22 protein-coding genes are annotated in these 24,097 nt (G+C 71.5%); 8 read left to right on the top strand and 14 right to left on the bottom strand.

Annotated elements, in window-relative coordinates:
• The first annotated feature begins 47 nt into the window (after positions 1–47).
• Genes AC3RXY_RS02835 through AC3RXY_RS02825 form a run of 3 tightly spaced genes read left to right on the top strand, consistent with a single transcriptional unit; the run spans position 48 to position 2,777 of the window.
• A complete protein-coding gene (locus tag AC3RXY_RS02835) occupies positions 48–1,058 on the top strand; it encodes a FecCD family ABC transporter permease (protein WP_491509405.1) in 1,011 nt (336 codons plus the stop codon).
• Positions 1,055–1,855 carry an ABC transporter ATP-binding protein gene (locus AC3RXY_RS02830; RefSeq protein WP_491509363.1) on the top strand — a complete coding sequence of 267 codons (801 nt, stop codon included), beginning with the start codon at positions 1,055–1,057 and terminating at the stop codon, positions 1,853–1,855. Before AC3RXY_RS02835 ends, AC3RXY_RS02830 begins: the two co-directional genes overlap by 4 nt.
• On the top strand, positions 1,845–2,777 hold the full coding sequence (locus AC3RXY_RS02825; RefSeq protein ID WP_491509362.1) for a siderophore-interacting protein: 933 nt from the start codon (positions 1,845–1,847) through the stop codon (positions 2,775–2,777). The genes AC3RXY_RS02830 and AC3RXY_RS02825 overlap by 11 nt, the downstream gene beginning before the upstream one ends.
• 217 nt (positions 2,778–2,994) lie before the next feature.
• On the opposite strand, the gene AC3RXY_RS02820 is transcribed toward AC3RXY_RS02825, so the two are convergent.
• Positions 2,995–3,762 carry a hypothetical protein gene (locus AC3RXY_RS02820; RefSeq protein WP_491509361.1) on the bottom strand — a complete coding sequence of 256 codons (768 nt, stop codon included), beginning with the start codon at positions 3,760–3,762 and terminating at the stop codon, positions 2,995–2,997.
• Positions 3,763–3,832: 70 nt separating this feature from the next.
• On the opposite strand from AC3RXY_RS02820, the gene AC3RXY_RS02815 reads away from it, so the two are divergent.
• A complete protein-coding gene (locus AC3RXY_RS02815; RefSeq protein WP_491509360.1) occupies positions 3,833–4,495 on the top strand; it encodes a GTP pyrophosphokinase in 663 nt (220 codons plus the stop codon).
• A gap of 76 nt (positions 4,496–4,571) precedes the next feature.
• Here AC3RXY_RS02815 and AC3RXY_RS02810 read toward each other — a convergent pair whose 3' ends face one another.
• From AC3RXY_RS02810 to AC3RXY_RS02775, 8 genes are all read right to left on the bottom strand, one after another.
• Positions 4,572–6,761 carry an MMPL family transporter gene (locus AC3RXY_RS02810; RefSeq protein ID WP_491509359.1) on the bottom strand — a complete coding sequence of 730 codons (2,190 nt, stop codon included), beginning with the start codon at positions 6,759–6,761 and terminating at the stop codon, positions 4,572–4,574.
• Positions 6,762–6,819: 58 nt separating this feature from the next.
• The gene (locus AC3RXY_RS02805; RefSeq protein WP_491509358.1) at positions 6,820–8,073 is read right to left on the bottom strand and encodes an amidohydrolase; all 1,254 of its coding nucleotides are present in this window, start codon (positions 8,071–8,073) and stop codon (positions 6,820–6,822) included.
• A 137-nt stretch (positions 8,074–8,210) separates the two neighbouring features.
• Positions 8,211–9,233 carry a LacI family DNA-binding transcriptional regulator gene (locus AC3RXY_RS02800; protein WP_491509357.1) on the bottom strand — a complete coding sequence of 341 codons (1,023 nt, stop codon included), beginning with the start codon at positions 9,231–9,233 and terminating at the stop codon, positions 8,211–8,213.
• Between the two features lie 127 nt (positions 9,234–9,360).
• Positions 9,361–11,016, bottom strand: a complete 1,656-nt coding sequence (locus AC3RXY_RS02795; protein ID WP_491509356.1) for a glycoside hydrolase family 13 protein — start codon at positions 11,014–11,016, stop codon at positions 9,361–9,363.
• A gap of 69 nt (positions 11,017–11,085) precedes the next feature.
• The gene (locus AC3RXY_RS02790; protein ID WP_491509355.1) at positions 11,086–12,087 is read right to left on the bottom strand and encodes a 2-hydroxyacid dehydrogenase; all 1,002 of its coding nucleotides are present in this window, start codon (positions 12,085–12,087) and stop codon (positions 11,086–11,088) included.
• A 264-nt stretch (positions 12,088–12,351) separates the two neighbouring features.
• Positions 12,352–13,059, bottom strand: a complete 708-nt coding sequence (purQ, locus tag AC3RXY_RS02785) for a phosphoribosylformylglycinamidine synthase subunit PurQ (protein ID WP_491509353.1) — start codon at positions 13,057–13,059, stop codon at positions 12,352–12,354.
• On the bottom strand, positions 13,056–13,304 hold the full coding sequence (purS, locus tag AC3RXY_RS02780; RefSeq protein WP_491509352.1) for a phosphoribosylformylglycinamidine synthase subunit PurS: 249 nt from the start codon (positions 13,302–13,304) through the stop codon (positions 13,056–13,058). The genes purQ and purS overlap by 4 nt, the downstream gene beginning before the upstream one ends.
• Positions 13,305–13,487: 183 nt before the next feature.
• Entirely contained in the window at positions 13,488–14,003 is a 516-nt protein-coding gene (locus tag AC3RXY_RS02775) for an adenine phosphoribosyltransferase (RefSeq protein ID WP_491509351.1), read from the bottom strand.
• Between the two features lie 108 nt (positions 14,004–14,111).
• Here AC3RXY_RS02775 and AC3RXY_RS02770 point away from each other — a divergent pair, with 108 nt between their 5' ends.
• Positions 14,112–15,524: a GH1 family beta-glucosidase gene (locus AC3RXY_RS02770; RefSeq protein ID WP_491509350.1), complete on the top strand. Its 1,413-nt coding sequence runs from the start codon at positions 14,112–14,114 to the stop codon at positions 15,522–15,524.
• Positions 15,525–15,671: 147 nt separating this feature from the next.
• Here AC3RXY_RS02770 and AC3RXY_RS02765 read toward each other — a convergent pair whose 3' ends face one another.
• Together AC3RXY_RS02765 and AC3RXY_RS02760 are read right to left on the bottom strand one after the other, a co-directional pair.
• Complete coding sequence (locus AC3RXY_RS02765; protein ID WP_491509349.1) at positions 15,672–17,009, bottom strand: uracil-xanthine permease family protein; 1,338 nt, start codon at positions 17,007–17,009, stop codon at positions 15,672–15,674.
• A 196-nt stretch (positions 17,010–17,205) separates the two neighbouring features.
• Complete coding sequence (locus AC3RXY_RS02760; protein WP_491509348.1) at positions 17,206–18,072, bottom strand: phosphoribosylaminoimidazolesuccinocarboxamide synthase; 867 nt, start codon at positions 18,070–18,072, stop codon at positions 17,206–17,208.
• Positions 18,073–18,452: 380 nt separating this feature from the next.
• On the opposite strand from AC3RXY_RS02760, the gene AC3RXY_RS02755 reads away from it, so the two are divergent.
• On the top strand, positions 18,453–19,973 hold the full coding sequence (locus AC3RXY_RS02755; RefSeq protein ID WP_491509347.1) for a DHA2 family efflux MFS transporter permease subunit: 1,521 nt from the start codon (positions 18,453–18,455) through the stop codon (positions 19,971–19,973).
• A gap of 179 nt (positions 19,974–20,152) precedes the next feature.
• On the opposite strand, the gene purD is transcribed toward AC3RXY_RS02755, so the two are convergent.
• From purD to AC3RXY_RS02740, 3 genes are read right to left on the bottom strand one after another with little or no spacing between them, the layout of a single operon-like run.
• Entirely contained in the window at positions 20,153–21,436 is a 1,284-nt protein-coding gene (purD, locus tag AC3RXY_RS02750; RefSeq protein WP_491509346.1) for a phosphoribosylamine--glycine ligase, read from the bottom strand.
• Positions 21,437–21,492: 56 nt separating this feature from the next.
• Positions 21,493–22,161, bottom strand: coding sequence for an NUDIX hydrolase (locus AC3RXY_RS02745; RefSeq protein ID WP_491509345.1), 669 nt, complete (start codon positions 22,159–22,161; stop codon positions 21,493–21,495).
• 56 nt (positions 22,162–22,217) lie between these two features.
• Entirely contained in the window at positions 22,218–23,114 is an 897-nt protein-coding gene (locus tag AC3RXY_RS02740) for a ribokinase (RefSeq protein ID WP_491509344.1), read from the bottom strand.
• A gap of 145 nt (positions 23,115–23,259) precedes the next feature.
• On the opposite strand from AC3RXY_RS02740, the gene AC3RXY_RS02735 reads away from it, so the two are divergent.
• Together AC3RXY_RS02735 and AC3RXY_RS02730 are read left to right on the top strand one after the other, a co-directional pair.
• Positions 23,260–23,628 (top strand): sterol carrier family protein, encoded by a 369-nt coding sequence (locus tag AC3RXY_RS02735; protein ID WP_491509343.1) that lies wholly within the window; start codon positions 23,260–23,262, stop codon positions 23,626–23,628.
• Positions 23,629–23,754: 126 nt separating this feature from the next.
• A complete protein-coding gene (locus tag AC3RXY_RS02730) occupies positions 23,755–24,069 on the top strand; it encodes a potassium transporter Trk (protein ID WP_491509342.1) in 315 nt (104 codons plus the stop codon).
• The last annotated feature ends 28 nt before the right edge of the window (positions 24,070–24,097 follow it).

The following is a 24,097-nucleotide window of genomic DNA, read 5'->3' as shown; positions in this document are numbered from 1 at the left end:
CCGCAGCGCCAGGAACAACCGGCGCCGCGGCATCGGGCGTCCCCTCGATCGTCGCCGGACGTCTGGCCCGCCGGCGACGCCACGCTACGGCGAGCATCGTGCTCGCCGCGCTGGTCGCGATCGCTTTCGTGCTCGCGCTGATGCTGGGAAACACCTTCTACACGCCGACGGAGATCATCCGGGTGATCCTCGGGGAGACCGTGCCGGGTGCGTCTTTCACCGTCGGCGAGCTCCGCCTCCCGCGGGCGGTGCTGGCGGTGCTCACCGGCGCCTGCTTCGGCGTCGCCGGCGTTTCCTTCCAGACCCTGCTGCGCAATCCGCTCGCGTCACCAGACATCATCGGCATCTCGGCCGGGGCGAGCGCCGCGGCGGTCGTGAGCATCGTCGTGCTGTCGTTCGACGGCTTCGCGGTCTCCGGGATGGCCCTCGCCGGTGCGCTCGTCACCGCGATGGCGATCTACCTGCTCTCCAACAAGGGCGGCTTCGCCGGCACCCGGCTCATCCTGATCGGCATCGGCGTGGCCGCGATGCTGCAGAGCGTGATCTCCTACGTCCTCTCGCGGGCCGCGCAATGGGACATCCAGTCCGCGTTGCAGTGGCTCACCGGGAGCCTCAACAACGCCTCATGGGAGCGGGTCGTCCCGGTGGGCGTGGTGATCGTGGTGATGCTGCCGCTGATGCTGCTCACGAACCGATCGATGAGCGTGCTGCAGCTGGGCGACGACTCCGCAGCGGGCCTGGGCGTCCGCGTGACGCGCACGCGCATCCTGTTCATCCTCGGGGCCGTCTCGCTCCTCGCCATCGCCACCGCATCGGCCGGACCGATCGCGTTCGTGGCGTTCATGGCCGGGCCCATCGCCGCGCGCATCACCGGCCCCGGCGCTGCGCTCCTCGTGCCGTCGGCTCTCGTGGGGTCTCTGCTCGTGCTGGTCGGCGACCTGGTCGGTCAGTTCGCGTTCGGCACGCGCTATCCGGTCGGCGTCATCACGGGCATCCTGGGTGCGCCGTACCTGATCTCCCTGCTCATCCGCACCAACCGCTCGGGAGGATCGCTGTGACGGCGTCTCACCAGCTCGCCGCCGAACGTCTCTCGCTCGGCTACGGCGACCGCACCATCGTCGAAGACCTCGACCTGACCGTGGCGCCCGGCCGCATCACCACGATCGTCGGGGCCAACGGATGCGGCAAGTCGACCCTTCTGCGGGCTCTCGCGCGGCTGCTCGCGCCGTCCGACGGGCAGGTCGTGCTCGACGGCAAGGCGCTGCATGCGCAGCCGACCAAAGAGGTCGCCAGGGTGCTGGGCCTTCTGCCCCAGTCGCCCGTCGCGCCGGAAGGCATCGCCGTGGCCGACCTGGTGGGGCGCGGACGGCATCCGCACCAGCGCGTCCTCTCGCGCTGGAGCGCGCACGACTACGAGGTCGTCGCGGATGCCCTCGCCGCCACCGGCACCGCCGAGCTCGCCGACCGCAGCGTCGACGAGCTCTCCGGGGGGCAGCGACAGCGCGTGTGGATCGCGATGGCGCTCGCCCAGGAGACCGACATCCTGCTGCTGGACGAACCGACGACCTACCTCGATGTGGCCCATCAGGTAGAGGTCCTCGACCTGCTGACCGACCTGAGCGCTGCACGCGGCACCACGATCGTCATGGTGCTGCACGACCTCAACCTCGCCGCGCGCTACGCGGATGAGCTCGTGGCCATGAAGGCGGGTCGCGTGCACGCCATCGGATCGCCGGAAGAGGTCGTCACGAGCGAGATCGTCGAGCAGGTCTTCGGCCTCGCCAATCGCGTCACCACAGACCCCGTGTCGGGAAAGCCCCTCGTCACCCCCATCGGAAGGCATCATGTCCGCTGACACCTACCTCCTCGCCCTCGCCGAGGTGCGCGCCGTCGAGCGCGTCGCGCCGAGCTTCGTCCGGATCACCTTCGGCGGCGCCGACCTCGACGCCATCGGAACCCCCGGCGACGTGCAGGACGTGCGCATCAAGCTCATCTTCCCGCCCGCGTCCGGCGCTCTCCCGCCGTTGACGCGTGGTGCCGGTGACTGGTGGTCGGCGTGGCTCGCGGTGCCGGAGGAGGAGCGCGGGTCGATGCGCACCTATTCGATCCGCGAGCTGCGGGCCTCCGAGTCGGGCACCGAGATCGTGGTCGACTTCGTGCTGCACCTCGAACCCGGTCTCACCGGGCCTGCGTCGCTGTGGGCGAGCGCGGCGACGGCCGGCGATCAGCTGTTCCTCGTCGGCCCGCGGCGCGGCCGCGACGGACGCGGGGGAATCGAGTACTCGCCCGGAGATGCGGCATCGGTCATGCTCGTGGGCGACGAGACCGCCGCTCCGGCGATCGCACGGGTGCTGGAAGACGCCCCGGCGGATCTGCGCGGTATCGCGTTCATCGAGGTGCCCGCAGCCGATGACGCGCTGCCGATCGCGGCACCCGCCGGCGTGGAGGTGCACTGGCTGCCCCGCGGTGCCGCTCTGCACGGCACGCGGCTGATCCCCACGGTGCTCGACTATCTCGGGGCGGGCGGCGCCGCGGCAACCGTCGCGATCGACGATGTCGAGGGTGACGACGATCTCGTCTGGGAGACGCCGGTGTATTCCGGGCTCGGCGAGGAGCTGGGCGAGGACCGCGTTGCGGCCGATCGCTATTACTGGATCGCCGGGGAGAGCGGGGTGGTGACCACGATGCGCCGTCACCTCGTGAAGGATCTCGGAATCGCGCGGGGCCAGGTGGCGTTCATGGGCTACTGGCGCCGCGGCGTGGCGATGCGCGGCTGAGCCGGGTGCGGATTCCGCGCTTTCCTCAACTCAGGCAAAAAACCAGCGACGGCGGCAGAAACCGGGTTTTCGGCCGCCTCGCGTCGGCTCTGCCTGAGTTCGGAACGCGGGGGACGGTCACCCTCCGCGTCGACCTCCGTCGAGCGGGCCCCGGCTCTTCGTGGGGCAGCATCGGGCACGTCCGGGGTCGCACGCATCGCGCGCGGCCCCGTGCCGGTCAGTCGCGCGCCAGCAGCTCTGCCGCCTGCGCGCGGATGCGTTCCGGACTGTCGGCCGCGGCCGTCTGGGCCTGAGCCCACGCGAACGCGCCGCCCGCGACGATCCCGCACGGAACGCTGTCTCCGGCACGGTCCCGGATCGCCGCGAGCAGCTCTCCGAGATCATCACGATCGAGATAGGCGCCGAAGGGCACATCGATCCGGCCGCTGTCCAGGCCGGACGGCGGGAGGGAGGTGAGCGGGTCGATCAGCCCGCGCGGATCGACGAGCGACAGGCGTCCCACGACGCCGACCATGAGGTCGATCGTGCTGAGCGCTCCGTCGGCCTCGAGTCGACGCCGCAGCCGGGAGCCGATTCGCAGCGCGAGGCCGCGGGTGCTCAGCCCGCCCGCCGTGGCGGTGTCGTCCCGCACCCGCGCGAACACGCACGTGACGCGCTCCCACGGCACCACGATGTCGCCGACGGCAAGGGCATCGTCGCTCACCCGGAACTGCGTGACGCCGTCGGACGAGAGGAACCGCTCTGCCCGCTGGGGGAGCCGGTTGGTCCAGGCCCACAGGCCGGCGCCGATCCCCATCAGCACCGCCACGACGATCACCGGCATGCGGTCAGGCAGTCGCCCTCCCACGACCAGCAGCACCATGCCGAACGCCGCCAGGAGGGCGAGCCCGATGAAGATCGCGAACCCGCGGCCGGCCACGCGACGGTGCGTCCGGCGCGCAGCGGACACCCGCTCGGCGGTGGTGGCGACAGTGACATCCGGCACGTCGGGAAGGGTATCAGCCGGAGTCGGTGACACTCAGCCCGTTCGAATCCCGACCGCGTAGCGTCGGGGCATGGACACGGTAGCGGTGGGGGCCGACGACGTTGCCCGGATGCGTGAGCTGAGGGACACCTTCCAGAAATTCCTCCACGAGTACGAATTCGGGCTGCGGGAGATCGAGACGAAGATCTCGATTCTGCGCGACGAGTTCGGTCATCACCACGACTACAACCCGATCGAGCACGTCAAGAGCCGGGTCAAGTCGCCGGACAGCATCATCGAGAAGGTCGCGCGCAAGGGGATCGAGCCGGACCTCGACGCGATCCGCGAGCACATCACCGACATCGCCGGTGTCCGGGTCACCTGCAGTTTCGTGCCGGACGTCTACCAGCTCTTCGATCTGCTCACCCGGCAGCCCGATCTGCGTATCCGCGCGGTGAAGGACTACATCGCCGACCCCAAGCCGAACGGCTACCGCAGCCTCCATGCGATCGTGGAGGTGCCCGTCTACCTGTCCACCGGCGCGGTGCCGGTCCCGGTCGAGGTGCAGTTCCGCACCATCGCGATGGACTTCTGGGCGAGCCTCGAGCACAAGATCCACTACAAGTTCGACAAGGCCGTTCCCCCGCGCCTGGTCGAGGGGCTCTCGGCTGCGGCCGACGCCGCAACCGAGCTGGACGCACGGATGGAGCAATTGCACCGCGAGGCCCATCGCACGCCGCTCATCGAGGCGTGATCCGCCGCCCCGGACCGCCGCTCGAGTGAAACAAGCGCTGGCCCGGCCCGTCCGACGCCCGCGGCGCCGGACGGACTCACCGACGAGCCGGCGGCTCGGAACGGCGTGACAGCGCGGAGGGCCACCACACCGCTCGGCCGAGGTCGTAGACCAGCGCTGGCACCAGCAGAGCGCGCACCAGGAACGTGTCGAGCAGCACGCCGAACGCCACGATGAAGGCGATCTGCACCAGGAACAGGATGGGGATCACCGACAGCGCGGCGAAGGTCGCGGCCAGCACGAGCCCCGCCGATGTGATGACGCCGCCGGTGACCGACAGACCGCGCAGCACGCCTTCGCGGGTGCCATGCCGCAGGGACTCCTCGCGCACGCGCGTCATGAGGAAGATGTTGTAGTCGATGCCCAGGGCCACCAGGAACACGAAGCCGTAGAGCGGGACGGCGGGATCCGCGCCAGGGAAGTGGAACACCCCGTTGAACACGAGCGCCGCCACCCCGAGCGCGGTGCCGAACGACAGCAGGGTCGTGAGGATCAGCAGCACCGGAGCGAGCACCGAGCGCAGCAGCAGCATCAGGATGAGCAGGATCACGGCCAGCACGATCGGGATGATGAGCGTGCGGTCGTGGATCGACGCGTCGTTGGTGTCGATCGCCGTCGCGGTCACGCCGCCGACCAGGGCATCCATGCCGTCCGCTGCGTATGCGGCGCGCAGATCGCGCACGGTCTGCTCCGCGGCGGAGGAATCCGCGGCGTCGGTCAGGGTCGCCTGCAGCATGACCCGGCCGTCGACCACGGTCGGATCGGGGGCAGGGGTCCCGGGCGGGCCGAACGCGGTCACGCCCTCTGCGGTCACAGGAGCCGTGCCGGACGGCGAGTCCGCGGCGATCACCGAGACACTGTCGACGCCCCCGGATGCGAGCAGCACGGATGCCGCGTCGGTCAGAGCGTCCTCCGCGACCACCACGTACGCCGGGCTGCCCGAGCCGCCCGGGAAGTGCTCGCCGAGCGCCACCTGGCCGTCGCGCGCCTCTGATGCGCCGAGCACGAGCTCCGACTGCGCGACGCCCTGCGCGTTCAGCTGCGTCACGCCCGCGGCCCCGGCGATCAGCAGCACCGTGGTGAGCAGCCAGACCGCGCGCGGTCGCCGCCGGATGAGTCCGCCGAGCCGTGCCCACAGGCCGCCGGTGTGCACGCCGTTCTCCGCGGCGACGACCTCGGGCTCGAAGCGCGGGCGCCGCGGCCAGAACGCCGCGCGTCCGAAGGCGAAGAGGATCGCCGGGAGCAGCGAGAGCGCGGAGAGCATCGCGAACACGATCCCGATCGATGCGACCGGGCCCAGTGAGCTGTTCGACTTCAGATCGCTCAGCAGCAGGCACAGCAGACCCGCGATCACCGTGAGCCCGGATGCGACGATCGGCTCGACGGCGCCGCGCAGGGCGACACGCGTGGCCGTTCCCTTGTGCTCGTGCACGCGCAGTGCTTCCCGGTAGCGCGCGACGTACAGCAGGGAATAGTCCGTTGCGGCGCCGATGACCAGGATGAACAGGATGCCCTGCGTCTGCCCGCTCAGCATCAGCACACCGGCCTTCGCCAGCCACCACACGGTCAGGAGCGCCACGGTCAGCGCGGCCACGCTCGTGCCGAGCACCGCGATCGGCAGCAGCAGCGAACGGTAGACGAGCACCAGGATCACCAGCACCGCGAGCAGCGCAACCAGGAGCAGGATGCCGTCGATGCCGGAGAACGCCGCGACGAGATCCGCGGTGAAGCCCGCGGGGCCCGTGACGAAGACGTCGACGCCGTCCGGTACGGAGGCGCTGAGCGCGTCAGAGACGGCGGCCACGGTCTCCTTCACACCGCCCTCGATCGGCACGAACGCCTGGGCGGCGCGGCCGTCCTCCGAGGGGATCAGCGGGGAGAGGTCGGAGGCGACCCCGTCGAGCTCTGGCAGGGCGGCGACCGCGTCGGTCAGCGTGGAGAGCTGCGCGTCGGTGAGCGCGGTGTCCGACGCGAACACCACCACGGCGGGGATGGCCTCGGAATCGGCGAACTCGCCCCGCAGCTGCTGCACCTGGGTGGCGTCGGAGGACGACGGGAGATAGGTGGTCTGGTCGTTCGACGACACCTCGCCGACCCGGCCGAAGTACGGGCCGCCGATGGCCATACCGGTCAGCCACACCCCGATGAGGAGGGCGGTGATCAGCCCCGGCCAGAGGCGCCGCCGGTCGCGTGCGACGTCCGTCGTATTGGGCTGCTCATGAGACATTTGCCCTCCTCGCAGGCCACGCTACGCCACGTCGCCGACTTCGGCGATCCGGCCCCGCTCAGCGGGCAGACGAAGCGGGCACCTCGGCGAGGAAGGTGCGTGCCGCGGTGGTCAGTGCGCTGACTCCCACCTCCAGCGTCGGCGTGAGGTCGGGGATGAAGCGGGCCGAGTGCTGCGTCGGGATATCGCGGGTGACCGTGTCGTTGATCACCGCGTGGGCGAAGACATCGGCGTTGATCGCCCCCCAGTGCCAGAACACGATCGGTGCGCCGGCATCGAGGGCGAACCACGACACATCCTCACTGCCCGGCGACATGCCGGTGTCGATCACCGTGCCCTCCCCGAGCACGCGCTCGAAGGCCTCGGTCAGCAGGCCGGTCGCCGCCGGATCGTTGATCGTCGCGGGCAGCGTGAGGTCGAAGGTGATGTCGGGCTCCCGCTCGGCCCCCGCGGCCAGGGCCTCGGCCTTGACGATGCGCTCGATCGCGGCGAGCACGCGCGCGCGCACCTCGTCATTCGGGTAGCGCAGGCTCAGTTCGATGCGCGCCTCGTCCGGGATCACGTTGTGCTTCACCCCCGCGTGCACGGAGCCGACGGTGAGCACGGTCATCTCCCGCGGGTCGATCTCGCGCGAGACGACCGTCTGCAACCGCATGATCACCGCGGCCGCCATGACCACCGGGTCGATGGTCATATGCGGGCGGGAGCCATGACCGCCCCGGCCGTAGAGGGTGATGGTGATGGCGTCTGTGGCGGCCATCTGCGGGCCGGGGCGCATGGTGATGCGACCGGTGGGGATGGACGCGACGTGCTGACCGATCACGATGTCGGGGTGGGGCACCCGCGTCAGCAGCCCGTCGTCGAGCATGGCGCGTGCGCCGGCGGCGAGCTCCTCCGCCGGCTGGAAAATCGCCACGACCGTGCCGGACCAGGAGTCACGGTCGGCGACCAGGCGCGCCATCGTGCCCACGAGCGCGGTGGTGTGCATGTCGTGCCCGCACGCATGCATCACCGGCACGTCCTGGCCCTTCTCGTCACGGGCACGGACCGTGCTGGCGTACGCCACGCCGGTCTCCTCGAACACCGGAAGCGCGTCCATGTCCGCCCGCAGCCACACGGTGGGGCCGCTGCCGTTGCGCAGCACGCCGACGACGCCCGTGCGGCCGATGCCCTCGAGCACCTCCATCCCGCCGTCCGTGCTGTCGAGTGTGTCGAGGAGGCGCGCGACGATACCGGCGGTGCGGGTCTCCTGGAAGCCGAGCTCGGGATGCTGATGGAGGTCGGTGTACAGCGCTTCCAGGTCGATGGTCATGAGAATCAAGCCTACCGAGGTCGGCGGCGGGGTTCCGTGGCCCGGTCTCCCCGAGCGCCGTGTCCCAACTCAGGCGCAGACAGCGCCGGAGGCCCGCCAACGGCGGATCCCGGGCCGGGGTGCTGACTTCGCCTGAGTTAGGACGCGGGGGGTGCGGTGCCCCGCGGTGCGGCCGTGCTCGCCCGCTCCACCAGCGCCACCGGCAGCGGGCCCGGCGCTGCGGCAGCGGCCTCGCCGAGCTTGGCCAGAACGGCCGCTGCGGCGCGCGCGCCCTGCTGGGCGGGAAACTGGTCGATCGTCGTGAGCCCGAAGAACGGCCCATGCTCATGGCCGTCCACCCCGATCACCGACAGATCGCCCGGAACGGACATCCCCCGGTCGCGTGCCGCGAGGATCGCACCGATCGCCATCTCATCGGACGCCGCGAACAGCGCGGTGGGAGGGGCTGCGAGCGACAGCAGCTGCATCGCGGCGGCGTGGCCGCCCGCCATCGTGAAGTCTCCCGGGGCGAACAGGGCCGGATCCGGGCGGATGCCGGCATGCCGCAGCGTGCGCTCATACCCGTGTCGGCGCTGGGCGCCGACGGCGAAGTCTGCGTCGAACCCCGGGTGCACGCCGATGTGGCCGATGCGGCGGTGCCCGAGCCGCATCAGGTGCGACACCGCGAGCGCGGCGATCCCGACATCGTCGACCGCGAGGGTGTCGATGCGGGGGTTCGGACCGCCCACGGCGACCACCGGCAGCCCGAGGTCGAGCAGCCGGTCGGTCTCCGCGCCGGAGAGCTTCACCGTCACGGCGACAAGCGCGTCGACGCGCTGCCGGCGTACGAACGTCTCGAAGACCTCCTGGCGGATGCCGGCGTCCGCCGTCGTGTTGTACAGCGTGATGTCGTATCCGTGCCCGAGGAGCGCGGTGGAGAGCCCGTCGAGCACGCTGCTGAAGAACCAGCTCGCCCGGAAGGGCATGATCACGCCGATGTTGCGCGTGCGGCCGGAGGCCAGGGCGGAGGCCGCCTGCGAGACGACATATCCGAGCTCCGCCGCCGCCGCCGCGACTCTGGCCCTGGTGCGCTCTGCGACCTGCCCGCGCCCGGAGAGGGCGCGGGAGACGGTCGCGGTGGACACGCCGGCCCGACGCGCCACCTCGTCGATGCTCACCACCGTGCCGCTCCTCCCCGCCCGCCGGGGTCCGGCTGCGGGCGCTCCGCGCCGGCCCCGTCTCCCGCACGCGGTGCGCGCTCCGCCGGGTCGGCGGAGCGGGGACGGGGCCGGCGCATCAGCGGGAGGGTCAGACCGTGTACCAGACGGTCGTGTCGGCAGGCAGGTCCGTCCCCTCGAACGCGGTGCTCTGCATCAGGAACGTCGCGCCGGCGGGCAGCTCGATCGGAGCGGAGCCGAGGTTGGCCACCACGTGGATGTCGCCGCGGCGGAAGGCGACCGCATCCGATCCGGCGTCCTCCCACACCAGCGATCCGCTCGCGAGGTCGTGGTCGCGTCGCAGGCGCAGCAGCTGGCGGTACAGCGAGAGCGTGGAGGCGGGGTCGGCCTCTTCCACGTCGCGGGCGAGCGCGGACCACTCCGCCGGCTGCGGCAGCCACGACGCACCGGTGGTGTTGAACCCGAAGGCGGGGGCGTCGGCCTCCCAGGGCAGCGGCACACGGCAGCCGTCGCGGCCGTAGCGCTCGCCGTCGGTGCGGAACCACGTCGGGTCCTGGCGGCTCTCGTCCGGCAGTTCCATCGCCTCGGGAAGGCCCAGCTCCTCACCCTGATAGAGATATGCCGAGCCGGGCAGGGACAGCATGAGGGCGGTTGCGGCGCGTCCGCGGGCGAGCGAGAGCGCGAAGTCCGGCTTGCCCGGCGTACGCGGTCCCATGCCGTCGCCCTGGGGGATGTGCTCGGCCGCGAGACGGGTGGTGTGACGCACCACGTCGTGGTTCGACAGCACCCAGGTGCTTGGTGCGCCGACCGCGGTGAACTCCTCGAGCGACTCGCGGATCACCGACCGCAGCTTCTCGGCGTCCCAGGGGGTCGACAGATACGCGAAGTTGAAGGTCTGGTGCATCTCGTCCGGACGCACGTACTCGGCGGTGCGCTTGATGGTGGGCAGCCACGCCTCGCCGCACAGCGCACGGTCACCGTCGTACTCGGCGAGCACGGTGTGCCAGTCGCGGAAGATCTCGTGGGTCTCGGGCTGTGTCCAGTACGGCACGTCGTCCTGGTCTCCGCCCATCGAGTCGGCGTTGCTCGGCGGGGTGTAGTCGGGAAGACCGGCGGCCTTGGTCATGCCGTGAGCGACGTCGACGCGGAACCCGTCCACCCCGCGGTCGAGCCAGAAGCGCAGGATGCTGCGGAACTCCTCCTGCACCTCCGGGTTGGTCCAGTCGAAATCCGGCTGGCTGGGGTCGAAGATGTGCAGGTACCACTGGCCGGGCGTGCCGTCCGCCTCGGTCACGCGCTCCCACATGCCGCCGCCGAACACGCTCTGCCAGTTGTTCGGGGGGAGCTCGCCATTCTCTCCCGTGCCGTCGCGGAAGATGTACCGCGCGCGTTCCGGGCTGCCGGGAGCGGCGGCGAGGGCCTCCTGGAACCACCGGTGGGCGCTCGAGGAGTGGTTGGGGACCAGGTCGATGATCACGCGGATGCCCCGCTCGTGCGCCTGGGCGAGCATCTCGTCGAAGTCGGCGAGCGTGCCGAAGATCGGGTCGACGTCACGGTAGTCGGCCACGTCGTAGCCGGCGTCCTTCTGCGGTGAGGTCATGAAGGGGCTGAGCCAGATCGCGTCGATGCCGAGCTGCTGGAGGGCGTCGAGGCGCGCGGTCACACCGGGGAGGTCGCCGATGCCGTCGCCGTTGGAGTCGGCGAAGGAACGGGGGTAGATCTGATAGATGACGGCGGTGCGCCACCACTCCGAACCGGGGGCGGCGATCTGCTCAAGCTGGGACATGCGATCAGCGTACTGCAAGCGCTTGCAGTCGGGGAGGGGTGACCAGATCAGCGCGACCGCCGGCGGCGGTCAGCCGTCGATCACCACGTTCAGCGGGTCCTGACCGGCGCGCAGACGCTCGATCTGCGCCCGCACGAGCTTGACAACGCGTGGTCGCATCGCACTGGTGGCACCACCCACGTGCGGCACGATCAGCACACCGGGTGCCGACCACAGCGGATGCCCGGCCGGCAGGGGCTCGGGGTCGACCACGTCGAGGGCGGCGCGGATGCGGCCGTTCTGCGCGATGAGCGCCTCGGTGTCCAGCGCGGGGCCGCGGCCGACGTTCACCACGAGCGCATCATCGGGCAGGAGCGAAAGCTCGCGCTCGCCGATGATGTGTCGGGTCTCTGCGCCGCCCGGCAGGGCGAGCACGAGGATGTCCGTCTGCGGGAGGAGGGCGGGGAGCTCGTCCGTGGCGCGCACGTCGATGCGGCCGAGGCGCTCGTGCCAGATGTTGCGCTGCCGGCGGCCGACCATCGTCAGCTGCACCTCGAAAGGCTCCAGGCGCATCGCGATCGCCATGCCGACTCCGCCGACGCCGAGCACCAGCACCCGGCGATCGGCGAGGCTCGGTGAGCGCTGCGAGACCCACTCCTCGCGGTCCTGGGCGTGCACGAAGGTCGGGATGCGGCGCTGAGAGGCGAGGATCAGGCCGACGGCGAGCTCGGCCGTCGACGCCTCGTGCACGCTCGCCGCGTTCGCGAAGCGGTAGCCGCCCGGCAGGCGCCCGACCACGTCGTCGAAGCCGATCGACTGGCTCTGCAGCAGGCCGATGTCGGTGTCGCCGATCGCGGTCACGATGTCGCCGAGGGGCGCATACGGCGTCACCGCGATGTCGATGCGTTCGCGGGGCGCGGGCGATCGCATGTCCCACAGCAGCAGCTCGACGCCCGCGGGCGCCGGCCCGACGGCGTCACGCAGACCCGGGGTGGGAAGGGTGACCACGATCGGCGGAGCAGCGCCCTCCGCGGTCGTGTCGGCGGTCTCCCGCGGGGCGTCTGCGGCGTCGTTCGCGAAGGTGTCGGCCATGCATCGAGCCTACCCAGCGCGCATGGCGCCGGTCGCAGAACACCGGTGCCGGCGACGCGCCAGCCCGAGTGCTCGTGGCGCGAGATCCGACCCCGCAGCGCGACCGATCATCGTCGCCCTGGTGGTGAGCTTCATCGCCCCCGATGCCGTCGCGGGCAGACGGTGATGAGCATGGCCCAGGAGCCGGTGACGGCGCTGATCATCGCCGTGCTGATCGGACTGTGGCCGCCCGCGTCCGGCTGAGCGGGCGGGGCCGCAGCGGCGTCAGGCCGCGACCGCGGCGACAGCCGAGATCGCGCTCGTGAAGAAGCGCAGGCCGTCCTGGCCGGAACGCATGCGCACCGAGGTGTTCGGGCCGAAGCCGAGCTCCGTCGCGTGCTCCGGGTGCGGCATGAGGCCGACGACGTTGCCGCGCTCGTTCCGGAGGCCGGCGATGTCGCGCAACGACCCGTTCGGGTTCACCCCGGCGTAGCGGAAGGCCACCAGGCCCTCACCCTCGATGCGGTCCAGCGTCTCGGCGTCCGCGATGTAGCCGCCCTCGGCGTTCTTCAGCGGGATGACGATCTCCTCGCCAGGGGTGAACTCGCTCGTCCAAGCGGAGTCCGTGCTCTCGACGATGAGGCGCTGGTCGCGGCGCACGAAGTGCTGGTGGTCGTTGCGGATCAGGCCGCCGGGCAGCAGGTGCGCCTCGACCAGCATCTGGAAGCCGTTGCAGATGCCGAGGATCGGCATGCCCTGGGCTGCGGCGTCTGTGACCTCTGTCATGATCGGCGAGAGGGCCGCGATCGCTCCGCTGCGCAGGTAGTCGCCGTAGCTGAAGCCGCCAGGCAGCACGAGGGCATCGACGCCCTCGAGGTCGTGCGAGCCATGCCAGAGCGACACCGGCTCTGCGCCGGCGAGGCGGATGGCGCGCTCGGCATCGCGGTCGTCGAGGGAGCCGGGGAAGGTGATGACGCCGATGCGGACGCTCATTCGACGACCTCGACGCCGACGACGTCCTCGATCACGGCGTTGGAGAGCACCTCGTCCGCGATGCGACGGGCCTCGGCCAGCACGGCGTCGGTGACCTCGCCCTCGACGGTGAGCTCGAAGCGCTTGCCGATGCGCACGTTGCTGAAGGCGTCGACGCCGAGGCGCGCGAGCGCTCCGGAGACGGCCTTCCCCTGCGGGTCGAGCAGCTCGGACTTGGGCATGACGTCGACGACGATGGTGGGCATGAAGGGCTCCAGGAGTCGCGGGAGGAGGGTCAGCCCAGTCTACCGGCCGCGCGACCGATGCCCGAGCGGTCGGTGGCCGTTCCCGAACTCAGGCAGAAACAGCCGAAACTGCCCAGATCGGGGGCCGGGGGCAGAGCGGCGGCGGTTTTGCCGGAATGGGGGAAGGGGCGGGGCGGAGCCCGGTTACACGCGGAAGACCGTGTGGAGGTCGCCCACGACCGCGCGTCCGCCGAGCTCGGCGATCTCGAACAGCACCGTCACCCCGGTCACGTGCGAGCCGAGCCGCTCGATCAGCTGGCGGCCCGCGGCGAGCGTTCCGCCGGTCGCGAGCACGTCGTCGATCAGCAGCACCCGCGTGCCGGCCGGAAGGTCGTCGTGCATCTCGACGGTCGCCGTGCCGTACTCCAGGGCGTAGTCGACCGATGCGGCAGGGCGGGGCAGCTTGCCGGCCTTGCGGATCGGGACGAGCCCGACGCCGGCGGCGATCGCAGCGGCTCCGGCGAGGATGAACCCGCGCGCCTCGATTCCGGCTACCACGTCGAACTGGCCCTGGAAGGGCTCCAGGAGCGCGTCGATCGTGGTGCGCAGCGCGGCGGCATCGGCCAGCAGCGGGGTGATGTCGCGGAACAGCACCCCCGGCGCCGGGTAGTCCGGGATGTTTCGGATGAGGCCTTCGGCGCGGGCGAGATCAGGGTTCACCGCACAACCCTAACGGGAAGACGCCACCGGCGTCGGAACGGGAAGACGTGCACCCGGGCGACAGGGCGGGGCGCCGGACGGCGCCCCGCGGGTGTCAGGATTGTCGGCATGACACGCACGTTTCCGGATGACTTCCTGTTCGGTGCTGCCACGGCGGCCTATCAGATCGAGGGGGCCGCGTTCGAGGACGGCAGGACAGCCTCCATCTGGGACGCCTTCGCGCGGGTGCCCGGCGCCGTGATCAACGCAGACAACGGCGACGTCGCGTGCGATCACTATCACCGCTACGCGGACGATGTCGCTCTCATGAAGCGCCTCGGCCTGCAGACCTACCGCTTCTCCACGTCGTGGTCGCGCGTGCGTCCCGACGGCGGTGCCGTCAACCAGCAGGGCGTCGACTTCTACAGCCGCCTCGTCGACGAACTGCTGGCGAACGACATCCTGCCCTGGCTCACCCTCTACCACTGGGACATGCCGCAGGCGCTCGAGGAGAAGGGCGGGTGGACCGCGCGCGAGACCGTCGACCGGTTCTTCGAGTACGCCATGACGATGCACGATGCGCTCGGCGATCGCGTGGGCATCTGGACGACCCTGAACGAGCCGTGGTGCGCGTCGTTCCTCTCCTACACGGCCGGCGCGCACGCCCCAGGGCGCCAGAGCATCGGCGACGGCCTGCTGGCCGCACACCACCTGATGCTCGCCCACGGCCGCGTGGTCGAGGCGCTGCGCGGACGCGATGAGACGCTCAAGCTCGGACTCACGCTCAACCTCACCGTGGCCGATCCGGTCAACCCGCTCGACCCGGCCGACGTCGATGCGGCACGACGCATCGACGGGCAGTTCAACCGCTGGTTCCTCGAGCCGATCTTCCAGGGCGCCTACCCGGCCGACGTGGTGCGGGACATCCGCGCGGTCGATCCCGCAGCGGTGTCGCGGTGGGCAGAAGCGGTGCACGACGGCGACCTCGCGACGATCTCGCTGCCCCTGGACACGCTCGGGGTGAACTACTACCAGGGGGACTTCCTCAGCGGCACGGCCCCGGCGGTCGCGCCGCCCCGGATCGACGCCCCGACCGACCGCCCGATCGCGTCGCCGTATCCCTCGCACGAGGGCATCCATGCGGTCGAGCGGGGCCTGCCGCGCACCGGCATGGGGTGGGAGGTGCAGCCGGAGGGGCTCACGCGGCTGCTGGCGCGGGTCGCCGAGGAGTACGCCGAGGGCATCCCCCTCTACGTCACGGAGAACGGCGCGGCCTACGACGACGTGCGGACGGGCGATCGCGTTCCCGATGCCGAGCGCGTGGCGTTCCTCCGGGCGCATCTGGACGCCACGCTCGATGCGATCGAGCAGGGCGTCGATGTGCGCGGCTACTTCTACTGGTCCCTGCTGGACAACTATGAGTGGGCTTGGGGATACCAGAAGCGCTTCGGTCTGGTGCGGGTGGAGTACGACACCCAGGAGCGCCTGATCAAGGACAGCGGCCAGGAGTACGCGCGCATCATCGCGCACCGCGCGCTGTAGCCGCGCGGCGGCGAGGGCGGGTCTCGAGCTCGAGACCCGCCGTCGCCGACTCAGGCAATTCTGATGACGGCTGCGCGGCGGCCTGCGCAACCCCGCGCGAGCGGGGTGCGCAGGCCGAGATTCTGCCGGAGCTGCGTCTCCAGCGGATCAGCGAGCGGCGTTCTCCGGGTCGCCGCCGAGCGGGCCGACCGGTGCGAGCGGGCCGCCGTCGTCCGCGCCGGTCTTGCGCAGCCGCGCGACGAGGTTGCCCAGGTGGTAGATCACGATGGCCGCGACGGTGGCGATCACGATGCCGCCGAGTTCGAACCCGCCCTCACCCGAGATCGTGAAGCCGCCGACCGCGATGATGAGCGCGACAGCGGCGGTGTACTGGTTCACCGGGCGGGAGAAGTCGACGCGGCCGTCCACCCAGATCTTGACCCCGATGATGCCGATGAGCCCGTACAGCGCGGTGGTCACCCCGCCGAGCACCCCGGCGGGAACGGAGTTGACCACGGCACCGAACTTCGGCGACATCGCCAGCAGGATCGCCGTGAAGCCGGCCACCCAGTACGCCGCAGTGGAGTAGACCCTGGTCGCCGCCATCACGCCGATGTTCTCGCCATAGGTCGTGGTTCCCGAGCCGCCGAAGAATCCGGCGATCGCGGTCGAGACGCCGTCGGCGACGAGCGCCTTCCCGGTCTGCGCGTTGATCTTCGGGTCTTCTGTCATGGTCGCCACGCCGCGCACGTGGCCGACGTTCTCCGCGATGAGCACCAGGACGACCGGCAGGAACATCGCGATGCCGGACCACGTGCTGGGCGAGACGAAGTCGGGGAAGTGGAAGGTGGGCAGCCCGAACCATGCGGCCTCGCCGACCGCGGCCCAGTCGACCTCGCCGCGGACGCTGGCGAACACATAGCCGGCGATGACGCCGAGGAAGATCGAGATGCGGCCGAGGAACCCGCGGAACACGACGGCGAACAGGATCGTGAGGGCGAGCGTCACCGTCGCCGTGATCGGGGCCTTGGCGAAGTTGTTGTGAGCGGCGCCGGCGAGGTTGAACCCGATCAGCGCGACGATCGTGCCGGCCAGCACTGGCGGCAGGAAGCGGTCGATCCAGCCGACGCCCACGGTGTGCACCACCACGCCGATGAGCGCGAGCAGCACGCCGACCGCGACGATGCCGGCGAGCGCGGATCCCATGCCGGCCGAGGCTGTGGCCGCGGTGACCGGCGCGATGAACGCGAAGGACGACCCGAGGTAGCTGGGCAGCTTGTTGCGCGTGACGATGAGGAACAGGATCGTGCCGATGCCGCTGAACAGCAGCGTTGTCGGCACGGGGAAGCCGGTGAGGATCGGGACGAGGAACGTCGCCCCGAACATCGCCACGACGTGCTGCACGCCGATGGCGATGGTGGCCGGCCAGCTGAGTCGCTCGTCGGGACGGACGACGGCGCCGGGCGCGACGGTGCGGCCGTCTCCGTGCACTTTCCACAGGGGCATGGGGGTCTCCTCGGGTCTGATGAATGCTGCGCCAACATTACTGGCCGGCCGCGCGCCAGCCTCTCGCCCGGACGGCAGCGGCACAGGCCGCGGGGAGAGCGGGGGAGGCGATGGGCCGCCACGTCTCGCACGAGGAGATACCCGCTCGTGCGGCGGCCGGCGCGCTGCGGACCGCCGCGCGCCGGCCCGGAGTGCGTCAGGCGGTGAGGCGCTCGATCAGCTCGCGGTAGCGGGCGGCGGTGCGCTCCACGATCTCGGCGGGCAGCTCGGGCGGGGTGCCCTGCTTGTCCCAGTTGGCCGAGAGCCAGTTGCGCACGATCTGCTTGTCGAAGCTCGCCATCCGCTCGGCCGGTGTCGTGCCGGTGCGCCAGGCCTCGGCATCCCAGTAGCGAGACGAGTCGCTCGTGAGCACCTCGTCCGCCAGGCGGAGGGCGCCAGCCGCATCCGTGCCGAACTCGAACTTGGTGTCGGCGAGGATCAGCCCCCGCTCCTCGGCGATCTCCGCGGCGCGGCGGTAGATGCGCAGCGAGAGGTCGCGCAGCTGTGCGGCGCGCTCCGCTCCCACGAGCTCTGCGGTGCGCGCGAAGGAGATGTTCTCGTCGTGCTCTCCGAGCGGCGCTTTGTATGCCGGGGTGAACAGCGGTTCCGGGAGGCGGTCGCCGTCGTGCAGGCCGGCGGGCAGCGGGATGCCGCACACCGTGCCGTGCTCGGTGTACTCCGCCCAGCCGGACCCGGTGAGGTATCCGCGCACGACGCACTCCACCGGGAGCATGTCGAGGGACACCGCCACCATCGCGTGGTCGGCGACGGCGCCCGGGGCTTCGCCGTCTGCGAGGTGGTTCGCGACGCCCTCCGCGGCGAGGCGGTCGAACCACCAGCGGCTGAGCTGCGTGAGCAGCGCGCCCTTGCCGGGGATGCCGGGGGAGAGCACGTGGTCGAATGCGCTCACCCGATCGGACGCCACGACGAGCATCCGGTCGTCGGCCGGGTCCTCCGGGCGGTACAGATCGCGGACTTTGCCGGAGTAGACGTGCGTCCAGCCGGGGACGGTGGGGGTGCTCACCCGCCCATTATCCCCGAGCGGGCCGGGCACCCGGAAGGCCGGGATCCCGGCGGGCTCTCCGGCCGTTCGTGCCTCGCGCGACCGCGGGCGTCGGCGGGCGGCCCCGATGTCCGCGGGCCGGAGTAGGGTCGCGGGTGGAGCAGTGACGGAGGACGACATGGCATTCGGACGGAGCATCGCATGACGAACACCGGCGATGCCCCGCTCTGGAGCGGGCACCGCAGAAGCGCGTCGGCCCGTCCCCGGCGATCGTTCACGCCAGGCGCGCACCGTTCATGACCGGCCGCCCTGCTCACCTCTGACCTCTTTGCCCGCCCAGCGCGGCGGGCCCGACTCGCGGATGCCGACGGGCATCCCTCACACATGCGGAAAGGGCGTGCATGACCGCGTCTGCAGCTCCCGACTCGACCGACACGGGGTCGACCACGACGGGTGCCTCCCGGCCCCGGAGCCCCTGGCCGGCCCTGTGGGCGCTGGCGATCGGGTTCTTCATGATCCTCGTCGACGTGACGATCGTCTCGGTGGCCAACCCGGCCATCAAGGCCGCGCTCGACCCGGCGTCGAACAACTTCGACAACGTGGTGTGGGTCACCAGCGCGTATCTGCTCGCCTACGCCGTCCCGCTGCTGATCACGGGCCGGATGGGCGACCGGTTCGGGCTCAAGCAGACCTACCTGGTGGGTCTGGCGATCTTCACCCTGGCGTCGCTGTGGTGCGGACTGTCCGACTCCCTCGGAATGCTGATCGCGGCGCGTGCCGTGCAGGGGCTCGGCGCGGCGTTCATGAATCCGCAGACGATGGCCCTGATCACGCGCACGTTCCCCGCGCATGCCCGTGGCGCGGCGATGGGCCTGTGGGGTGCGACGGCGGGGGTGGCGAGCCTGGTCGGCCCGCTCCTGGGCGGCCTGCTCGTCGACGGCCTCGGCTGGGAGTGGATCTTCTTCGTCAACCTGCCCGTCGGCGTCGTGGCGTTCGTGCTCGCGCTGATCCTCGTGCCGCGCCTGGAGACGCATCCGCATCGCTTCGACGTTGTCGGCGTGGTGCTCAGCGCGCTGGCGCTGTTCCTCATCGTGTTCGGCCTGCAGGAGGGCGACCACTACGGCTGGGGCGTGATCTGGGGGCCGATCTCCGTCTGGGGCCTGATCGTGGCCGGGGTGGCGGTGCTCGGGCTCTTCATCTGGCAGCAGATGCGCACGCGCGGCGAACCGCTCCTGCCGATGGCGATCTTCCGCGACCGCAACTTCTCATGGTCCAACGTCAGCATCGCCGGCGTCGGCTTCACCGTGACGAGCATGGCGCTCCCGCTGATGTTCTTCCTGCAGCTCGCCCGCGGTCTCACGCCGACCCAAGCGGCGTTGCTCACGGTCCCCACGGCGGTGCTGTCTGGGGTGCTGTCGCCGATCGCCGGGAAGATTCTCGACCGGGTCGACCCGCGGGTGATCCTGGTGCCCGGCCTGCTGTGCGTCGCCGGGTCGCTCGTCTGGTACGCGGCGATCATGGACACCACCACGCCCATGTGGGTCTTCCTGTTCCCCGCGGCGCTCTACGGCATCGGCAGCGCCGGCATGTGGGGGCCGCTGGCCACCACCGCGACCCGCCGTCTGGATCCGCGCTACGCGGGTGCCGGTGCCGGGCTCTACAACACCACGCGCACGGTGGGTTCGGTGATCGGTTCTGCGGCGATCGCCGGCTTCATGCAGGCGCGTCTCGCCGCCAATCTGCCCGGTGCCGCCGGTACGCCGGCCGAGGGCGCTTCCGGAGCGCTCCCCGCGCGCGTCGCCGAAGGGTTCGCGGCGGCGATGTCGCAGACGATGCTGCTGCCCGCGGCCGTGATCTTCATCGCGATGCTCTCGACGCTGTTCCTGCGGCCGACGCCGCGCCCCGCGCTGCCACCGCGCTGAGCCGGCGGCCTGAGATCAGGCCGCCGGGGCCACCGCGCTCGCGCGCGTGCCGAATCATCAGGATTTTCAGGTGCCGCGGCACCTGAAAATCCTGATGATTCGGCGGACCGAGCGGAGCGAGGGGTCTCTCGCGAAGGCTCAGCCCGACCGGCTCCTGTCAGGCGGCTCCTGTCAGGCGGCTACCGTCCGTCGGCGACGCGGGCGGCGATGTCGTGACGGAAGTGTGAGCCGTCCAGGCGGATGCGGTCGAGAGCCGCGTAGGCCCTGGCCCGCGCCTGCGCGAAGTCCGGCGCTGTCGCCACCACGTTGAGGACACGGCCGCCGGATGCCACCGGGTCTCCCCCCGGCGCGTCCGGAGCGGAGGTGGCGGCGTGCACCACGCGAGCACCCTCCACCGCGTCCGCGTCGGCGAGCCCCGCGATGAAACGCCCGGTCTGCGGGTGCTCCGGGTAGCCCTCGCTCGCGAGCACGACCGTCACGGCCGCGTCGTCGGAGAACACCGGCTCCGGCTGCGCCTCGAGCGTGCCGGAAGCGGCGGCGAAGAGGAGCTCGGAGAGCGGGGTCTGCAGGCGCGGCAGCACGACCTGCGTCTCGGGGTCGCCGAATCTGGCGTTGAACTCGATCACCCGGATGCCGTCAGCGGTGAGCACGAGGCCGGCGTAGAGGAGCCCGATGAACGGGGTGCCCTCGGCGTCCAGCCGCCGCACCACCGGGAGCGCGACCGTCTCCTCGACCTCGGCGACGAACGCCGCGATGCTGCCGAAGCGCTCGGCGAGCCAGGGGAGGGGAGAGTACGCTCCCATGCCTCCGGTGTTCGGTCCGGCATCGCCGTCGTACGCGCGCTTGAAGTCCTGCGCGGGGGCGAGGGCACGCACCGTGTCGCCGTCGCTCAGGAAGAACAGCGAGACCTCCTCGCCGCTGAGGAACTCCTCGATCAGCACCGGGCCGGCCGGCAGATACTGGGCGGCATGGGCGAGAGCCGCGTCGCGATCGGCGGTGACGATCACGCCCTTGCCCGCGGCGAGACCGTCTGCCTTGACCACGTGCGGCGCGCCGAACTCGTCGAGGGCCGCGGCGACGTCCTCGATCGTGGTGGCGCGGCGGGATCCGCCGGTGGGCACGCCAGCGGCCTCCATCACGCGCTTGGCGAAGGCCTTCGAGCCCTCCAGCTGCGCGGCTTCGCGGCCGGGGCCGAACACCGGGATGCCGCGCGAGCGCAGCACGTCGGCCACGCCCGCGACGAGCGGCGCCTCCGGCCCGATGACGACGAGGTCGATGGCCCGCTCGTTCGCGAACGCGGCGACCTTCTCGCCGTCGTTCTGATCGAGGTCGACGACGGTCGCGTCCTGCGCGATGCCGTAGTTGCCGGGCGCGGCGAACAGCTCATGACCTGCGTCCTCGTTCTGCAGAGCGAGGATGATCGCGTGTTCGCGGGCGCCGGAGCCGAGGACGAGGATCTTCACACGGTCAGCCTATCCGGGGCGTCTGGCGCGCGGAGCACGCGATGCCGGCACCGGTGCTAGACGTCGCGCTCCCGGCCACGATCCCAGGGGATGGCCCATCCGGCGGCGGTGAACAGGCCGTCGAGGACCATCGCGGTGAAGCCCCACACGATCACGCCGTCGAGGTCGAACCCGGCGCCGCGGTAGAACCGGCCTGCGGCGACCTCGCGGCGGGCGGTGAAGCGGTTGCGGGGGTCGAGGAGCTCGGCGACGGGCACGCGGAACACCTCGACGGTCTCGGCGTGGTCGACGGCGGCGACGCGGGTGGGCCGACGCCACCAGGCGAGCACGGGCGTGACCTGATGGTTGCTGGCGATGAGGGGCAGCGACGGGAGGGTCGCGAGCACCTCGACGCCGGTCGGGTCAAGGCCGGTCTCCTCCTCGGCCTCTCGGAGGGCGGCCGCGACGGCATCGGCGTCTTCGGGGTCGCGGTGTCCGCCGGGGAAGGAGATCTGCCCGGGGTGGGAGGTGACGGTGGCGGATCGGCGCTGCAGCAGCACGTCGAGGTCGGCGGGCACGACGCCCACCGGGTTCTCGGCGAGGATCTCGTCGAGAGAGCCGAACAGCACCAGGACGGACGCCTCACGCGCGGTGCTCTCGTCGACGGGCGGCAGGAAGTGCGACGACCACCCCGGGTCCGCGGCGGCCGCGATGAGCTGCGCGCGGGCGTCGTCGGGGGCGGTCATGCTCCGACCCTACGACGCCGTGCGGCGCGAGGGGGCGGGCCGCGGCGAGTCGCCGCTCAGGCGAGCAGAGCGGCCACCTCGGACCACGCCGGCATCGAGGAGGAGGCACCCGGCCGCGTGACCGCGATCGACGCGGCGGCCGAGGCCGCCTGGATCGCGGCGTCCAGGGGCATGCCCCGGCTCAGCCGCGCCACCAGGACGCCCGCGAAGGTGTCTCCGGCTCCGGTGGTGTCGACGGCCTCGACCGACCGGGCGGGGACCTCGTGCTGCACGGCACCGTCCCGGGCGACCAGGGCGCCGCGGGGCCCGCGCGTCATCACGACCAGGCCGCACCGCGTGCTGAGGGCTGTCGCGGCGTCCCTGTCGTCATCGCGGCCGGCGAGCGCGCGGGCCTCTGCGGCGTTCGGGATGAGGATGTCGGTGTCGCCCAGCAGGGCGTCGTCGAGCCCGTCGGCGGGCACGGGTGCCGGGGTGAGGACGGTGCGCACCCCCGCGTCGCGCGCCGCGGCGAAGGCTGCGGTGACCAGGGCGCGCGGACGCTCCAGCTGTGCCACCAGGTATTGCGCCGCCGCGATGCGCGCCCGGGCCCCGGCATCGAGGCGCTCGACCGCGGCGTTGGCGCCTGGCACCACGACGATGGCGTTCTCTCCGCCGTCGACCACGGCGATGTGCGCGGTGCCGGTGGGCGCTTCCACCGTCCGCAGGCCGGTGGTGTCGATCCCCTCGTGGTGGAGCGCAGCGCGCAGGCGCTCGCCGAAGGCATCCGCCCCCACCGCGCCGAGGAACGCCACGTCGCCTTGTGCCCGCGCCGCCGCGACGGCCTGGTTGAGCCCCTTGCCGCCCGGGACGGTGTCGAAGGACGATCCGAACATGGTCTCGCCGGGATGCGGAAGGCGGGGCTGGCGCACCACGAGGTCGAGGTTGGCGCTGCCGAGGACGACGATCCGACTCACCCTCCCGACCGTACCCGCCCCTGCCCTCGTCCTCCCCCCCCCTGCGCCGAATCCGCCCCCGTGCGCGCCGCAACGATCGTGCGCGCCCCAACGACGTGGACTCTCGGTACAGCGCGGGGGACGCGCGGCGGGGGAGACTGGGGTGATGGGACGCAAGATCGACACGGAGGACGGGCGCGCGGCGCTCGCCGTCGTGCGGCCTGCGCTCGCCGCGGGCGAGCGACCAGGTCGCGCAGAGTACGCCACCGCTGTGCGGTACCTCCTGCAGCTCCTGGATGAGAAGGCGCCGGGCAACAGCGTGGAGGTGCGGGTTCCCCCTTTCGGCGCCGTTCAGGTGGTGCAGGGGCCGCGGCACACCCGCGGCACCCCGCCCAACGTGGTCGAGACCGACGCCGCGACCTGGATCGCGATCGCGACCGGCGACCAGACCTGGGCAGACGCCGCAGCCTCCGGCCGCATCGTCGCGTCCGGCGTGCGGGCGGACCTGTCCGATCTGCTGCCGCTCCGCCCCTGACCGATCGGCGCCCCGTCCTGGACCGGACGGCACCTGCCGGACGTCCCGCCCCCGCACGGACCGGTGCCCAGGGCCGGGCGGGGCACCTGGGAGGGCGTCGGAGGCGATGATGAGACAATGGGCGACATGAACGCCGCACCACAGCCCCCCGCAGGCGTCGACGCGACCGTGCGCCGGGCACCGAAGTACGGCGTCTTCCTCGGCATCGGCGTGGTGGTCGGGCTTCTCGTGGCGGTGATCCTCACCTTCGCCGGCACGTTCGACCCATCGCCGGTGCTCGACGTCGTCTACCCGCCGATGCAGGTGTTCGGCTTCCTGCTGCTGTGGACCGTTCCCGCAGGCATCGCGCTGTTCGGCATGATCGCCGTGATCCTCGACCGTCGTTCGCGCGGGCGCCGCGTACGCGTCGACCACCAGCGCATCATCGTTCCCGGGGACTGAACGTCCCGGGCGTGCGTGCTCCGGCCCG

The organism is Microbacterium longlingense (assembly GCF_058349825.2).
Note: the sequence above shows the minus strand (reverse complement) of the source record. Positions and strands in the feature narration are given on the sequence as shown.

What these genes read in the sequence shown, in the direction of transcription:
- AC3RXY_RS02755 (WP_491509347.1), top strand. Translation starts at nt 18,453, where the DNA reads ATGACCGCGTCTGCAGCTCCCGACTCGACCGACACGGGGTCGACCACG.
- AC3RXY_RS02745 (WP_491509345.1), bottom strand. Translation starts at nt 22,161, where the DNA reads ATGACCGCCCCCGACGACGCCCGCGCGCAGCTCATCGCGGCCGCCGCG.
- AC3RXY_RS02730 (WP_491509342.1), top strand. Translation starts at nt 23,755, where the DNA reads ATGAACGCCGCACCACAGCCCCCCGCAGGCGTCGACGCGACCGTGCGC.
- AC3RXY_RS02765 (WP_491509349.1), bottom strand. Translation starts at nt 17,009, where the DNA reads ATGCCCCTGTGGAAAGTGCACGGAGACGGCCGCACCGTCGCGCCCGGC.
- AC3RXY_RS02790 (WP_491509355.1), bottom strand. Translation starts at nt 12,087, where the DNA reads ATGGCCGACACCTTCGCGAACGACGCCGCAGACGCCCCGCGGGAGACC.
- AC3RXY_RS02815 (WP_491509360.1), top strand. Translation starts at nt 3,833, where the DNA reads ATGGACACGGTAGCGGTGGGGGCCGACGACGTTGCCCGGATGCGTGAG.
- AC3RXY_RS02770 (WP_491509350.1), top strand. Translation starts at nt 14,112, where the DNA reads ATGACACGCACGTTTCCGGATGACTTCCTGTTCGGTGCTGCCACGGCG.
- purS (WP_491509352.1), bottom strand. Translation starts at nt 13,304, where the DNA reads ATGCCCACCATCGTCGTCGACGTCATGCCCAAGTCCGAGCTGCTCGAC.
- purQ (WP_491509353.1), bottom strand. Translation starts at nt 13,059, where the DNA reads ATGAGCGTCCGCATCGGCGTCATCACCTTCCCCGGCTCCCTCGACGAC.
- AC3RXY_RS02810 (WP_491509359.1), bottom strand. Translation starts at nt 6,761, where the DNA reads ATGTCTCATGAGCAGCCCAATACGACGGACGTCGCACGCGACCGGCGG.
- AC3RXY_RS02735 (WP_491509343.1), top strand. Translation starts at nt 23,260, where the DNA reads ATGGGACGCAAGATCGACACGGAGGACGGGCGCGCGGCGCTCGCCGTC.
- AC3RXY_RS02805 (WP_491509358.1), bottom strand. Translation starts at nt 8,073, where the DNA reads ATGACCATCGACCTGGAAGCGCTGTACACCGACCTCCATCAGCATCCC.
- AC3RXY_RS02825 (WP_491509362.1), top strand. Translation starts at nt 1,845, where the DNA reads ATGTCCGCTGACACCTACCTCCTCGCCCTCGCCGAGGTGCGCGCCGTC.
- AC3RXY_RS02795 (WP_491509356.1), bottom strand. Translation starts at nt 11,016, where the DNA reads ATGTCCCAGCTTGAGCAGATCGCCGCCCCCGGTTCGGAGTGGTGGCGC.